The 16,043-nt window shown below is 31.1% G+C and carries 11 protein-coding genes; 10 read left to right on the forward strand and 1 reads right to left on the reverse strand.

From position 1 onward, the window contains the following. Window positions 1-604: 604 nt before the first annotated feature. The 5 genes from thrA to dnaJ all read left to right on the forward strand — a co-directional run bounded on the left by thrA (window position 605) and on the right by dnaJ (window position 8,759). Window positions 605-3,052, forward strand: a complete 2,448-nt coding sequence (gene thrA / locus Bamer462_RS00575) for a bifunctional aspartate kinase/homoserine dehydrogenase I (RefSeq protein ID WP_500837772.1) — start codon at window positions 605-607, stop codon at window positions 3,050-3,052. Between the two features lie 21 nt (window positions 3,053-3,073). Then, window positions 3,074-4,009, forward strand: a complete 936-nt coding sequence (thrB, locus tag Bamer462_RS00580) for a homoserine kinase (protein WP_500837773.1) — start codon at window positions 3,074-3,076, stop codon at window positions 4,007-4,009. Window positions 4,010-4,012: 3 nt separating this feature from the next. After that, window positions 4,013-5,314, forward strand: a complete 1,302-nt coding sequence (gene thrC / locus Bamer462_RS00585; RefSeq protein ID WP_500837774.1) for a threonine synthase — start codon at window positions 4,013-4,015, stop codon at window positions 5,312-5,314. A gap of 271 nt (window positions 5,315-5,585) precedes the next feature. Further along, on the forward strand, window positions 5,586-7,499 hold the full coding sequence (dnaK, locus tag Bamer462_RS00590) for a molecular chaperone DnaK (RefSeq protein ID WP_500837775.1): 1,914 nt from the start codon (window positions 5,586-5,588) through the stop codon (window positions 7,497-7,499). Window positions 7,500-7,631: 132 nt separating this feature from the next. Beyond that, a complete protein-coding gene (gene dnaJ, locus Bamer462_RS00595) occupies window positions 7,632-8,759 on the forward strand; it encodes a molecular chaperone DnaJ (RefSeq protein ID WP_500837776.1) in 1,128 nt (375 codons plus the stop codon). A 21-nt stretch (window positions 8,760-8,780) separates the two neighbouring features. Here dnaJ and rpsT read toward each other — a convergent pair whose 3' ends face one another. Beyond that, a complete protein-coding gene (gene rpsT / locus Bamer462_RS00600) occupies window positions 8,781-9,098 on the reverse strand; it encodes a 30S ribosomal protein S20 (RefSeq protein ID WP_500837777.1) in 318 nt (105 codons plus the stop codon). Between the two features lie 249 nt (window positions 9,099-9,347). Between rpsT and ribF the strand changes: the two genes are divergently transcribed. The 5 genes from ribF (at window position 9,348) to dapB (ending at window position 15,829) form a co-directional block, all read left to right on the forward strand. Continuing rightward, the gene (gene ribF, locus Bamer462_RS00605; RefSeq protein ID WP_500837778.1) at window positions 9,348-10,322 is read left to right on the forward strand and encodes a bifunctional riboflavin kinase/FAD synthetase; all 975 of its coding nucleotides are present in this window, start codon (window positions 9,348-9,350) and stop codon (window positions 10,320-10,322) included. After that, the gene (gene ileS / locus Bamer462_RS00610; RefSeq protein ID WP_500837779.1) at window positions 10,319-13,147 is read left to right on the forward strand and encodes an isoleucine--tRNA ligase; all 2,829 of its coding nucleotides are present in this window, start codon (window positions 10,319-10,321) and stop codon (window positions 13,145-13,147) included. The genes ribF and ileS overlap by 4 nt, the downstream gene beginning before the upstream one ends. Then, window positions 13,147-13,638 carry a signal peptidase II gene (gene lspA, locus Bamer462_RS00615; protein ID WP_500837780.1) on the forward strand — a complete coding sequence of 164 codons (492 nt, stop codon included), beginning with the start codon at window positions 13,147-13,149 and terminating at the stop codon, window positions 13,636-13,638. Before ileS ends, lspA begins: the two co-directional genes overlap by 1 nt. A 167-nt stretch (window positions 13,639-13,805) precedes the next feature. Continuing rightward, entirely contained in the window at window positions 13,806-14,741 is a 936-nt protein-coding gene (gene ispH / locus Bamer462_RS00620) for a 4-hydroxy-3-methylbut-2-enyl diphosphate reductase (RefSeq protein ID WP_500837972.1), read from the forward strand. A gap of 248 nt (window positions 14,742-14,989) precedes the next feature. Beyond that, window positions 14,990-15,829, forward strand: a complete 840-nt coding sequence (gene dapB, locus Bamer462_RS00625) for a 4-hydroxy-tetrahydrodipicolinate reductase (protein WP_500837781.1) — start codon at window positions 14,990-14,992, stop codon at window positions 15,827-15,829. The last annotated feature ends 214 nt before the right edge of the window (window positions 15,830-16,043 follow it).

Genomic DNA, 16,043 nt, shown 5'->3' on the forward strand with positions numbered 1-16,043 from the left:
TAATTAAGACGATATTAAAAAAAATATAAATTATAATTATTTTAATTAATTATTAGTCTTACTAATTTTAATTTTTGTATTAATAAAAAAGTTATTATGTCCGATAACTTAAGAGTATTTTTTATGCTGAAAAATATATGTTATTAATAACTGTAATATTATTTTTTATTGCTGTTTTATTAAAAAATATTGTTATATTTTATGTGCGATATAAAAATATTTGAGCACTTAAATACATGAATATTGCAGAAATTATGTGATTACATAGATAATCATTTGTTAATAAATATACGTATTTTATAAAAGTATTTATATATATATAATAATTTTCATATTAAAAATAATGTTTTTACATTATTAAAATTTTTATATATTTCAATAATAATTAATTATCTTTTAGAAAAAATTTTTATTATAGGTAGTATTATATTATTGATATAATGATATTATTGATTATAATTTGTGTTTGTTCTAATTTTTAATTATTAATTATAATATTTATCTATAAAGTACAGTAGTAATTTGGAAAAATATTATGTGATCTTTGTGTATCTATTTTTAATGAAGATTCAGAATATTAGAAGGTATATTTAGGAGACAAAACATGCGAGTATTGAAATTTGGTGGAACTTCACTTTCTAATGCAAATCAGTTTATTCATGTAGCTAATATTCTTGAAAAAAACGCTCAAGAAGAACGTATAGCAGCAGTGTTATCAGCCCCTGCAATGATTACTAATTATTTAGTATCAGTTATTGATTGCGCATTAAATGGTAATTCTGTATTAGAACATATTCATAATATAGAAACTATTTTTAATACTTTGTTAGAAGATATAGCTCAGATTCAATCAGGATTTAGTCATGTGATTTTACGCACTATGCTAGAAAAAGAGTTTGTTTGTTTGAAAAATTTATTGCACGGAATTTCGTTACTAAAATTTTGCCCGGATAATGTAAATGCTAATATTATTTGTTTGGGGGAAAAATTGTCTATTGTTTTAATGGAAGGTCTTTTAATCGCAAGAAATCTCCAAATAACTGTTATTAATCCAGTAGATAATCTTATAGCACAGGGAGGGGAATATCTTACTTCTATGGTAAATATTGAAGAATCTGCACGGCGTATTAAAAATATACCTATTTCTCATGTAGATATTATATTAATGGCTGGGTTTACTGCAGGTAATGAGCAAGGTGAATTAGTTGCTTTAGGGCGTAATGGTTCTGATTATTCGGCCGCAATTTTAGCAGCTTGTTTAGGTGCTAGTCGATGTGAAATTTGGACAGATGTGGATGGTATTTATACGTGTGATCCACATCAAGTCCCTAATGCAAAATTGTTACATTCATTATCTTATCAAGAGGCTATGGAACTGTCTTATTTTGGCGCTGAAATTTTACATCCACGTACTATTGTGCCGATTGCTCAATTTCATATACCTTGTTTAATAAAAAATGTTTTTAAACCTAATGCTCCTGGTACATTAATTGGTCCGATTAATAATGATATTACTAATATAGTTAAAGGAATTACGAATTTAAATAATATGGTTATGTTAAATGTTTCTGGACCAGGAATGAAAGGTATGATTGGTATGGCTGCTCGTGTATTTTCTGCAATGTCTAAAGCTACGTGCTCAGTAGTGTTAATTACTCAATCATCTTCTGAGTATAGTATAAGTTTTTGCGTGCCTCATCAAGAATTATCGAAAGCTTGTGCTTCATTAAGTGAGGAATTTAATTTAGAATTAAAAAATGGACTTTTAGAACCAATAGATGTGATACAAGATCTTGCAATTATTTCAGTTGTGGGCGATGGTATGCGTACCCAACTTGGTTTATCTAATAAATTATTTGAGGCATTAGCGCGCGCTAATATTAATATTATTGCAATTGCTCAGGGATCTTCAGAACGGTCTATTTCGGTAGTGGTAAAAAATAATGTTACTGCTATTGGAATTAGAGTAGCGCATCAACTGTTATTTAGCACTGATCAATTAATAGAAGTATTTGTTATCGGATCTGGAGGTGTTGGTTCTGCTTTAATAGAACAAATTCGACGTCAGAGACATTGGTTAAAAAACAAACATATTGACTTACGAGTATGTGGTATTACTAACTCACAGGTGATGTGTATCGATATACATGGGATAGATTTAAATTATTGGAAAGTATCTCTGAAAAAAACACATGAATCTTGTAATTTAAAAAAATTAATAGAAACTATAAAAGAAAATCATTTGTTAAATCCAGTGATTGTTGATTGTACTAGTAGTATGGATGTAGTTAATTGTTATGTAGATTTTTTGTTGAATGGTTGTCACGTAATTACACCAAATAAAAAAGCTAATACTGGATCTATGAAACAGTATAGAATACTTAGAGACGTTGTGATAAAATCACGAAGGAAATTTTTATACGATACTAATGTTGGAGCTGGATTACCAGTTATAGAAAATTTGCAAAATTTATTAAATGCTGGAGATGAATTAATTAGTTTTTCAGGTATTTTATCTGGATCTTTATCATTTATTTTTGGGAAATTAGATGAGGGATTATCGTTATCTGCTGCAACTTTATTAGCTAAGAAGAAAGGTTATACTGAACCAGATCCTAGAGATGATCTATCCGGTATAGATGTAGCTAGAAAGTTATTAATTTTAGCACGAGAAGTTGGATATGAATTAGAGTTGAGGGATATTCAAATTGATCCGGTAATACCACATAATTTTATAAGTAAAAATGATCCGAGCGACTTTTTTAAAAAATTATCTTTATTAGATGATATTATTTTTACCAAGATTCAAAGGGCATGTGAACTAGGATGCGTATTGCGTTATGTGGGGAATATACAGCAAGGACGATGTTCTGTTCAAATTGAATCTATAGATAATAATCATCCGTTATTTAAAGTAAAAGATGGAGAAAATGCTCTTGCATTTTTTACCCGATATTATCAACCGTTACCATTAGTATTACGTGGGTATGGAGCAGGAAATGATGTAACAGCAGCAGGAGTATTTGCAGATTTGTTACGTACTTTGTCGTAAAAATAGTAAGGATATGTAGATATGGTCAGAGTTTATGCTCCAGCATCTATCGGTAATATTGGAGTAGGATTTGATACGTTAGGGATGGCAATTGCCCCAATAAATGGTAGATTACTTGGAGATTGTATAAGTATTGAAGATGCTAATACATTTAGTTTAAAAAATACAGGGTGTTTTCACAGTCAGTTACCAACACAATTAGAAGAAAATATCGTATTCCAATGTTGGGAGAAATTTTGTGAAATTTTAGGACGAACATATTCTGTCAGTATTAAGTTAGAAAAAAGTATTCCCGTTTCTTCTGGTTTAGGTTCTAGTGCTTGTTCTATAGTAGCTGCATTAGTGGCAATGAATCATCATTGTGGATGTCCTCTTAATAAAGATCAATTGATTACATTAATGGGAGAAATAGAAGGTAAAATTTCTGGTGCAATTCATTTTGATAATGTGTCTCCTTGTTTTTTAGGAGGTATGCGTTTGATTTTACAGAATTGTGATTCTGTTGATCAGATAATACCTAGTTTTAGTAATTGGCTATGGATTGTAGCATATCCAGGTATAAAAATATCTACTGCGGTATCTCGATCGGTTTTGCCAAATCAATATGATCGTGAAGATTGTATTAATCATAGTCGATATTTATCTGGATTTATACATGCTTGTCATACTAAACAGGAATATTTAGCAATTAAATGTATGCAAGATATTATTGCAGAACCTTATCGTTCAAGGTTATTTCCAGTTGAACTATCTTATATACGTCATAATGTTATAAAAAAAGGCGCTATATCTTGTGGTATATCAGGATCTGGTCCAACGGTTTTTGTCTTATGCAATACTCATGATGTAATAGAGGATATTTCTAATTGGTTGTCATATTTTTATTTGCAAAATGATTCTGGTTTTATTCAAACCTGTTCTGTAGATAGGCTCGGAGCTCGTATTATGGTGGAATAATTAATGAAATTATATAACATTAATCAACATAGTGAACAAGTCACGTTTTCTCAAGCTCTTTTGCAAGGATTAGGAAAAGAGCAGGGGTTATTTTTCCCATTAGATCTTCCAAAATTTTCTATATTTGAAATAAATTCTTTGTTAGAAATGAATTTTATTGAACGTAGTGCGCATATTTTATCTATATATATTGGACCTGAACTACCAAAGAATAATATATTGAGTTGTGTTAAAAATGCTTTTAATTTTCCAGTACCATTAGTATTTGTAAATAATAACATTTCGATTTTAGAACTTTTTCATGGCCCAACGTTAGCTTTTAAAGATTTTGGAAGTAGATTAATGGCTCAAATGTTAAACCAGATTAACCATCGCTTTGATAAGCCTATGGTCATTCTTACTGCTACTTCTGGAGATACAGGAGCAGCTGTAGCCCATGCTTTTTTTGGGTTAAGTAATATACATGTTATAATTCTTTATCCTAGAGGTAAAATTAGCGTATTACAAGAAAAATTATTTTGTACTTTAGGGAGTAATGTATCTACTATATCTGTAGATGGAGATTTTGATGCATGCCAATGTTTAGTTAAACAAGCTTTTGATGATAGTAAATTAAGAAGGACATTAGATTTAAATTCTGCTAATTCTATTAATATTGGTCGATTATTAGCCCAAATTTGTTATTATTTTGAAGGAATATCGCAGTTACCGCATCAAATGCGTGATCAATTAGTGATTGCGGTTCCTAGTGGGAATTTTGGAAATTTAACCGCAGGATTATTAGCTCAATCTTGCGGATTACCAGTAAAAAAATTTATTGCTGCTACTAATATTAATGATACTGTGCCTAGATTTTTGAGGAATGGTTGCTGGGAACCTCATCCTGCTGTTTCAACGTTTTCTAATGCAATGGATATAAGTTCTCCAAACAATTGGCCTAGAATAGAAGAGTTATTTCGTAGAGAAAACAGATCTATTAAAGAATTAGAATATGGTTGTGTTAATGATGCTTTTACTGAAAAAACGGTCCGCGAAATTGCAGATTTAGGATATCTTTCTGAACCTCATACTGCTGTAGCATATCGATTATTATATGATAAATTGCATGCTGATGAATTTGGGATATGTCTTGGCACTGCTCACCCTGTGAAATTTAAAGGATTAGTAGAGTCTTTTTTAAAAAAAGAGATACAAATAATATTACCAGATTTATTAAAAGAACGTATGAAACTACCTGTTTTATCGTATGAAATTTCTAAATGTTTTTCTTCGTTACGTAATTTAATTTTAAGAATAACATCTTAAAATATTATGTATAAATTGTATATGTTATATTAAAATTTAATATGTTTATATTTGTGTGTATGATTGATATATTTTATGAAAATGAATAATTATTAGTAGAAGTTATGTCATTACCTTATGGCGTGTTATTAATAAAACATGAATTGTATTTAATTTGTATAATCTTTTTGAAAAGTTTTGAAAACAAACTTGTTTTGAGGTTGAAAAGTACAGTTTTGACCGCATATCAGGTGCATAGTGTGATTAAATCGATTTCAGTGGAGATGTTTAGATGGGAAAAATTATTGGCATAGATTTGGGCACAACCAATTCTTGTGTTGCAATTATTGAAGGAAATAAACCTCGTGTATTAGAGAATAGTGAAGGTGATCGTACCACCCCTTCCATTATCGCTTATACACAAGACGGCGAGATTTTGGTTGGTCAACCAGCGAAGCGCCAGTCTGTTACTAATCCTAAAAATACTTTGTTTGCTATTAAGCGACTGATTGGTCGCCGGTTTAAAGATGAAGAGGTGCAGCGTGATGTTAATATCATGCCGTATAAAATAATTTCTGCTAACAACGGAGATGCTTGGTTAGATGTTAAAGATCAAAAAATGGCGCCTCCTCAGGTTTCCGCTGAAATTTTAAAAAAGATGAAGAAAACCGCAGAAGATTATCTTGGAGAGCAAATTTCTGAAGCAGTTATTACGGTTCCGGCTTATTTTAATGATGCTCAACGTCAAGCCACTAAGGATGCTGGACGTATTGCTGGTTTAGAAGTTAAACGTATTATAAATGAACCGACTGCTGCAGCATTAGCTTATGGTTTAGATAAAGAAACTAGAGGTAATCGTACTATTGCGGTATACGATTTAGGTGGAGGAACTTTTGATATTTCGATCATTGAAATTGATGATGTTGATGGAGAAAAAACTTTTGAAGTTCTTTCTACTAACGGAGATACTCATTTAGGAGGAGAAGATTTTGATAGTCTTCTAATAAATTATTTAGCAGATGAATTTAAAAAAGATCAACGTATTAATTTATACAATGATCCTTTAGCAATGCAACGATTGAAAGAAGCAGCAGAAAAAGCAAAAATAGAGTTATCTGCTTCGCATCAAACTGATGTGAATTTACCATATATTACAGCGGATAATACTGGACCGAAGCATATGAATTTAAGAGTAACTCGTGCTAAATTAGAATCTTTAGTAGAGGATTTAGTTAATCGTACTATGGAGCCACTTAAAGTAGCGTTAAAGGATGCTAATTTATCTGCTTCTAATATAAATGATGTTATTTTAGTAGGCGGCCAGACTCGCATGCCTCTTGTTCAAAAAAAAGTGTCTGAATTTTTTCAAAAGGAACCGCGCAGAGACGTTAATCCTGATGAAGCAGTTGCTATTGGAGCAGCAGTACAAGGAGGGGTATTGTCTGGAGATGTAAAAGACGTATTGTTACTAGATGTGACGCCATTATCTTTAGGGATTGAAACGATGGGCGGAGTTATGACCTCATTAATCGCTAAAAATACTACTATCCCTACTAAGCACAGCCAGGTTTTTTCTACAGCTGAAGATAATCAATCTGCTGTCACTATTCATGTTTTACAAGGGGAAAGGAAAAGAGCAAATGATAATAAATCATTAGGACAATTTAATTTAGACGGAATAGCAGCAGCGATGCGTGGTATACCTCAGATTGAGGTAACTTTTGATATTGATGCTGATGGAATTTTACATGTGTCTGCTAAAGATAAAAATAGTGGGCGTGAACAAAAAATTACTATTAAGGCTTCTTCTGGTTTAAATGAAGAAGAAATTAATAAAATGGTTCAAGAAGCAGAAGCTAATGCTGAATCAGATCGAAAATTTGAAGAGTTGGTACAAATTCGTAATCAAGCCGATCATTTATTACATAGCACAAAGAAACAATTAAAAGAAATCGGTGACAATTTATCATCAGATGATAAATCTTCTGTAGAGGATGCATTAAAAGAGTTAGAATCAGTCATAAAAAATGAAGATAAAAATGAAATTGAGTCTAAAATTCAGTCTTTAATTAAAGTTTCTGGAAAATTATTAGAAGCAAGTCAAAAGCATCAAGAACAGTCTAAATCTCAAACTTCTAATAATACTGCTGATCCAAATGGAGAAGTAGTAGATGCAGAATTTGAGGAAATAAAGAATAAAAAATAATATTTTTTAAAAGAATTAAACTTAGAGTGGGGGCAAGAATAATATTAAAATATCAAATCAAAATATTGTGAATCGATAAATATGTTATATACCTAATGAATAGGTATATGGAGGAGGGATATAAAGAAAACCATGGCTAAGTCAGACTATTATGAGATTTTGGGCGTTTCCAAAAATGCGGATGAGCGTGAAATCAAAAAGTCCTATAAACGCTTGGCAATGAAGTTTCATCCAGATCGAAATCCCGGAAATACTGCAGCTGAAACAAAGTTTAAAGAAATCAAAGAAGCATATGAAGTATTAAGTAGTCCAGAAAAACGTGTAGCTTATGATCAGTATGGTCATGCGGCGTTTGAACAAGGAAATATGGGATCAACAGTAAACTCAGGAGGAACAGATTTCAGCGATATTTTTGGCGATGTGTTTGGAGATATTTTTGGAGGAAATAGAAGGAATCGTGCGGGTAGAGGATCAGACTTACGTTATAATGTAGAGTTAAGTTTGGAGGATGCGGTACGTGGGATAATTAAAGAGATATGTATACCGACTCTATCAACGTGTGAGAAGTGTTGTGGAAGCGGTGCGAGATCTAATTCGGCAATAATTACTTGCATGACGTGTCATGGGCAAGGACAAGTACAGATACGACAAGGTTTTTTTTCTGTACAGCAATCTTGTCCCGCATGTCATGGTCATGGGAAAATTATTAAAGAAATTTGTAATAGATGCCATGGAAATGGTCGGGTGGAACGATCTAAAACTCTTTCTGTTAAGATTCCAGCAGGTGTAAATACAGGAGATCGTATACGTTTATCGGGTGAAGGCGAATCAGGCAGTAATAGAGGGCCAGCGGGGGATTTATATGTTCAAATACAGGTTAGAAAGCACCCAATTTTTGATAGAGAAGAAAAAAATCTTTATTGCGAAGTGCCAATTAGTTTTTCTATGGCAGCGTTAGGAGGAGAAATTGAGGTTCCCACTTTGGATGGAAGAGTTAAATTAAAAATTCCTTCTGAAACACAAACTGGCAAATTATTTCGTATGAGAGGAAAAGGTGTAAAATCAGTGCGAAGTGGGGGGAGTGGCGATTTGTTGTGTAGAGTTGTAGTAGAAACTCCAGTGAAATTGAATGATACGCAAAAACAACTACTGCAGGACTTATCAGATAGTTTTGAGGGGCCTCATGGAAACCGAAATAGTCCTAGGTCTAAAAGTTTTTTTGATGGCGTAAAGAAATTCTTTGATGATCTTACTCGTTAATTGATAAAAATAGTGTTTTTATTATTTTACGAGATTATTTTCTATTTGTTTGTTTATTTTCTGTTCTGTCTGATAAGACAGCATAGACTTGATGCGAGCATATACTCTAGATTTACATCTAGCAGCTTTGTTCTTATGAATTAAACCTTTACAAGCTTGTCGGTCTATTATTTTTTGCATAGAAGTAAATGCGGTCATTGCAGCTATTTTATCTTTCGTTTCAATCGCTATGTATACCTTTTTTACAAAGGTACGTAACATAGACTTGCGACTTATATTGTGTTTACGTTTCTTCCTCGATTGTGTGAGAGATTTTTTAGCCGATTTAGTGTTAGCCAATATATAATACTCCTAAATATTAAATTTTAATTACATTGCATATCTATATTATATTGTTGTATTGTATATTACAATTGTTATTTCTAATTCGAATAGGATTAATATGTTGTTGAGCATAATATTTGTGTTATTGATTTACTTTAAGATATGTTATAAATATTATTTTTTTGTAATTTCATAAAAAATGAGTCAGTAATTTTAAAAATATGAATAGTATGAATATTTTTTAAAAGTTTGTTGATATTTAACATGGAATTTGTTAGAGGATTACATAATATAAAGTCTCATCATAAAGGATGTATACTTACTATCGGTAATTTTGATGGATTTCATCGTGGGCATCAAGCATTAATTTCAAAATTGCAAAAAGAAAGGAGCAAGTTGAAATTACCTGTTGTGGTTATGATTTTTGAACCTCAACCTAGGGAATATTTATCTGATATAATAGCAATACGGTTAACAAGATTAAGAGACAAAGTTGATTATTTATATACAGCAGGAGTGGATGTTATTTTATGCATTACTTTTAATAAGAAATTTGCTTCTATTGAAGCATATAATTTTGTTAAAAATATATTAATATGTAAATTAGGAGCGCAGTTTGTTTATGTCGGAGACGATTTTAGGTTTGGTGCTTTTAGGAAGGGAGATTTTGTTTTTTTGAAAAAAATAGGTAAAAATGAAGGTTTTAAAGTGATACGCATTGCGACTTATCTCGATGCGAATAATCAAAGAATAAGTAGCAGCGCGATACGTGTGGCTTTAATAGAAAATAGAATTTTAGATGCTGAATTGTTACTTGGGCATTCTTATTGTATTTCTGGTCGGGTAGTACATGGAGAGGAATTAGGCCGTAGGCTTGGGTTTCCTACAGCTAATATAGCGTTACAGGGCAAACGATTACCCATGCATGGTGTATACGCGGTGGAAGTATATGGCATTTCTAACCTTCCATTACCGGGAATAGCTAATGTGGGGATATGCCCAACAATTATCGGAAAAAATCAACAGAAATTAGAAGTACATTTGTTGAATATATCTACAAATTTATATACTTATCACATTAAAGTAGTTTTTTTAGCTAAAATTCGTGATGAACAATGCTTCACTTCTCTGAAAACATTACAGCATCAAATCAAGAACGATATAATAAAGGTACGTAGTTATTTTAATAAAAAAAATAATATGAATAAAATTTATAAAAACGGAATAATTTATAAATGACTGATTATAAAAATACTTTGAATTTACCACATACACCATTTTCTATGCGTGCTAACTTAGCTATATGCGAGCCTGCTGTATTAGAACGTTGGTATAAAGATAATTTATATGAATTAATTCGTTATAAAAAAAATAAAAAAAAATTATTTTTATTGCATGATGGCCCGCCTTATGTAAACGGTAGTATTCATTTAGGTCATGCAGTAAACAAAGTGCTGAAAGATATTATTCTGAAATATAAAAGTTTTATGGGTTATAATGCTCCTTATATCCCTGGTTGGGATTGTCATGGATTACCTATTGAATTACAAGTAGAACGATTAATAGGACAACCGGGTGTTAGTATTAATCCAAATGAATTTCGTAGTATCTGTCGTAATTATGTATTGGAACAAATAGAAATACAAAAGAGAGATTTCATAAGGTTAGGTGTGTTAGGGGATTGGAAGCGACCTTATTTGACGATGGATTTTAAGACTGAATCAAATATTATTCGTACTTTAAGTAAAGTTATATCTAACGGTTATTTATATAAAGGTGTTAAACCTGTGCATTGGTGTTTTCAATGTTGTTCTGTATTAGCTGAATCAGAAGTGGAGTATAATAATACCCATTTTTCTCCTGCTATTGATGTTGCTTTTGCTTCGGTGGATAATATTCGTATTTCTAAAATATTTAATCTAGATTTATCTCAACATACCATCGAATTGGTGATTTGGACTACTACTCCTTGGACATTACCTGCTAATCAAGCTATTTCTGTGCATCCGGATTACAGTTATCAGTTAATTGTGATAAATAATAATAAATATATAATCATTGCAACTAATTTGGTAGATGTTGTGATGCAACGTATACAATGTTTTTCTTGGAAGATTTTAGGTGAGACTTCAGGTAATTCTTTAGAATTATTAAGATTTCATCACCCATTCATGCCTTTTGATATCCCTGTTGTATTAAGTTGTCATGTATCACTGAATTCTGGAACAGGGGTGGTACATATAGCCCCTAATCATGGTATTGATGATTATATTGTGGCTCAAAAATATAATTTTAAAATTATTAATATAATAAATGATACAGGTCATTATATACCCAATACACATCCTATGTTAGATGGGGTACAAGTATTGAGATCAAATGACATAATAATAAATTTATTAAATCAATCGGGTGCTTTATTACATGTAAACTATAATTACTCACATAGTTATCCATACTGTTGGCGTCATGCAATTCCTGTTATTTTTAAATCTACTTCACAGTGGTTTTTAAGTATGGATAAATATAATTTAAGAGATAAATTACTGAAAACAATACATACAGTACATTGGATTCCAGATAAGGGTAGGTCTAGTATTGAAACGATGCTGATTAATAGACCCGATTGGTGTCTTTCAAGACAACGTGTTTGGGGTGTACCCATACCTCTCTTCGTTCATAAAAAAACTGCAATTTTACATCCACGTACGTTTGAATTAATGGAAATAGTTGCGCAATACGTAGAACAATGTGGAATACAAGCGTGGTGGGATTTAAAAGTTGAAGACATTATAGGAGATGAATCAGATCAATATGAAAAAGTGCTAGATACACTTGATGTGTGGTTTGACTCTGGTTCTACTCATGATTCGGTGATACCAGAACGATTAGAACTGAGTAAAAAGTTACCAGATTTATATTTGGAGGGTTCAGATCAGTATAGGGGTTGGTTTATGTCTTCTTTAATTATATCAACCGTGATCACAGGTAAAGCACCCTATAAAGAAGTACTGACTCACGGGTTTGCTGTAGATGCTCAGGGGCGTAAAATGTCTAAATCTCTTGGTAATGTCATTAGTCCTCAGGAGATAATAAAGAATTTTGGAGCAGATATTTTACGATTATGGATAGCTTCTTCTGATTATTCTAAAGACATGACTATTTCAAATGCTATTTTAAAACATACAACTGATGTGTATCGGCGCATTCGTAATACTGCTCGGTTTTGTTTGGCTAATATTAGTGATTTTAACCCAAAACAAGATTGTATACATCCAGAAAATATGATCGAATTGGATTGTTGGGCGGTAGATCGTGCTTTATCTGTACAATCAGAAGTAATATCAAATTATAATAAGTATAATTTTCATAATGTAATCCAACGAATTATGCAGTTTTGTTCAGTGGAAATGGGTTCATTTTATTTAGATGTTATTAAAGATCGACAATATACTACAAAAAAAACTAGTACTGCGCGTCGTAGCTGTCAGACTGCATTATATCATATTATTGAATCTATGGTACGTTGGATCGCTCCAATTCTATCTTTTACTGCTGATGAAATTTGGAAGTATATTCCAGGAAATAGATCAAAATATGTATTTACTGAAGAATGGTATAGTGGATTATTTAGTATCAATTCAAAAAAAACTATGAACAGTAATGATTGGAATATTTTTTTAGATGTTAGAAACGAGGTAAATAAAATAATTGAACAAGCGCGTCTTAGTGGTATGATTGGCGGGTCTTTAGATGCCAGTGTCGTTTTATATGCTGTTCCAAAATTAGCAAGTAAATTACGTATCTTAGATAATGAACTTTCTTTTGGATTGATTACGTCTTCAGCTATAGTTTTAGATTATTATGATGAATGTAATACAACGCAACATAAAAAAGAAGAGATTCCAGGTTTGAAGATTGTTTTAGAAAAAGCTAAGGGAAAGAAGTGTTTGCGTTGTTGGCATTATAGATTAGACATTGATCGATATAAAAATTATGTCAATATTTGTGCTCGTTGCATTGATAATATAGTGGGACCAGGAGAAAATCGTAGGTTCTTTTAATGGATAGAGAATTTAATTATAAAAATTTAAAATGGTTGTGGTTATCTATATTCTTAATGTTGTTGGATATAGGAACTAAATATTGGATAAAGACACATTTTGTGATTGGTGAGGTATCGTCAGTATTCCCCGGTATTAATTGTTATTATATTTGTAACGCAGGATTAGCTTTTGGGTTTTTTACTAATGTTAATTTACATTATCGTTGGATATTTATGTGGATAATAATATGGGTAATTGTAGCATTTATTATAACTTTGTATAAATTGACCGAGCGTTCTAAGTGTTGTAGTGTATCTTATTCTATGATTATTGGAGGAGCTTTAGGGAATTTATTTGATAGAGTATTACACGGAACAGTAGTTGATTTTATTGATGTATATATTAAAAGTTGGCATTGGCCCACTTTTAATGTTGCTGATATGTCAATTTGTGTAGGAATTACTATTTTAATAGTCAAATACTACTATGATGGTTTAAAAATAATTTAAATTAGAGAATTTTATTGTATATCAAGATTCGTTACGCGCATAATACATCATGGTGTTGTGTTTATCAGTTAATTAAACAATTGATTAGAAAATCAGTTGTATTATGTGCATATAAGTGTTAAATATAGTGAATTTATTTATTAATCATATAATAAAGAGGTTTAAATATTAGAGTTGTGTTGGCCAATCCGCGCGGGTTCTGTGCAGGAGTAAATAGAGCAATTAATATCGCAGAGAATGCTATACAAACATACGGCGCTCCGATTTATGTGAGACATGAGTTAGTGCACAACAGTTATGTGGTAACGCAATTATCGAATAAAGGTATTATTTTTATTGAACGATTAGATGAGGTACCTAATAGATCCGTTCTGATTTTTTCTGCTCATGGGGTTTCAAAAAAGATACGGGAACAAGCAAAAATTAAAAATTTAATAATACTCGATGCTACTTGTCCTTTAGTAACTAAGGTACATAAAGAGGTTTCTCAAGCTAATCGTAATAATATGGAAGTTATTTTAATAGGCCATGCTGGCCATCCAGAAGTTGAAGGGACTATGGGGCAGTATATTACTTCAGATTCTGGAGGAAAAATATATTTGGTTGAATCTCCATCAGACGCTTGGTCACTTCAGGTGAAGTATCCAAATAATTTATTTTTTGTAACACAAACAACTTTGTCGGTAGATGATGCTGCAGAGATTATAGCAATTTTACATCAAAGATTTCCCAAGATTATGGGTCCTAGAAAAAATGATATTTGTTATGCAACATTTAATAGACAAAATGCTCTTAAAAAATTAGCTCTAACAGTAGAGATTATATTTGTTGTAGGATCAAGAATATCATCTAATTCTGTTAGATTAATGGAGTTGGCACGTCGTATTGGGAAAATTGCATATTTGATTGATCACGCCAATGATATTCAAAGAAATTGGTTGCACGGGATAAATAATATTGGTATTACTGCCGGGGCATCAGCCCCGGATATTTTAGTGCATCAAGTTATTGAAAAATTACGTATATTAAGTACAGATTGTATTGTTGTTGAAGAAATGATAGGACAGGAAGAGAATGTCTTTTTTGATGCACCTAAAATTTAGTATGTTTATAATTATCATATATTCATTAATTTTATTGTAATAATAAAATAACGAGTTAAAGAAAACGGTATAATATAAATCATATAACGATGTTATATGTTGTTTAGCTGTATCGAATAGCATAATAATTTTTATTAAAATTTGATAAAAAATTTCATATATTGTTGTATATAAAATTTTTGATATGAAAATTAATTAGAGTCATAAATTATTCTATATGTAATAAATATTGTATAGGTATAAAAATTATGAACGATGTGCCTCTTCGTGTTGCCGTTACGGGGGCAACTGGGCGTATGGGTAAAGAAATAATAACATGTATTGTGCAGGGAGAAGCAAAAAAACAATATAGTCAAGAAATTGTTTTGGGAGCTGCTATAGCACGTTTAAATACTAACATTTGTGGTAAGGATGTTGGAATGTTAATAAACAATGATGATTTGGGTGTGATAGTTACTGATAATCTTGAATCAATTAAAGATGATTTTGATGTTTTGGTTGATTTCACTGCCCCTGATATATCTATGGAATATTTAAAATTCTGTGCTAATAACAATAAAAACATAGTCATTGGCACCACTGGATTGAATCAGATACATAAAAATTTTATTATAAATACATCCCAAAAAATAGGCATCGTGTATTCTTCTAATTTTAGTGTAGGAGTTGCATTAATATCTAAATTGTTACATAAAATTACACAAGTTATAGGTAGTACTTCAGATATCAGTATTATTGAAATGCATCATAATAAAAAACATGATATGCCGTCTGGCACTTCTTTAATGATGCGAAATATTATTGCAAATGCATTGCGATCTAACCGATCTGGTAGCAGTATGAATAGTAATGTTGATTCTATAAAGCATTCGTCAGAAGAATCTTATTATCATGATATATTAATCCATTCGATACGTGCCGGAGATGTTGTAGGGGAACACACTGTTCTATTTACCGGATCAGGGGAACGTCTAGAAATAATACATAAAGCATCGGATCGTATAATATTTGCTATTGGAGCATTACGTGCCGCTATTTGGTTAGGGCGTGATAAAACAGGTTTGTTTGATATGAGTGATATTTTATAGATGTATATGTTATTGTGATTAATTAGATGATATTGTTTAATGGTTTTAAAAAATTTTAAGATTGATTTTAATAAATAAAACATGTGTAAATTTTATTTACACATGTTTTATTTTAATCTAAAATAATAGTAATTATAATTTAATATTTGACTCATCAATTTCCCCTAATAAATTAAATATAAATTATATATTTAATGATTAATTTACTTGCTAA

The sequence above is a fragment of the Candidatus Blochmannia americanus (nom. nud.) genome, assembly GCF_059934915.1.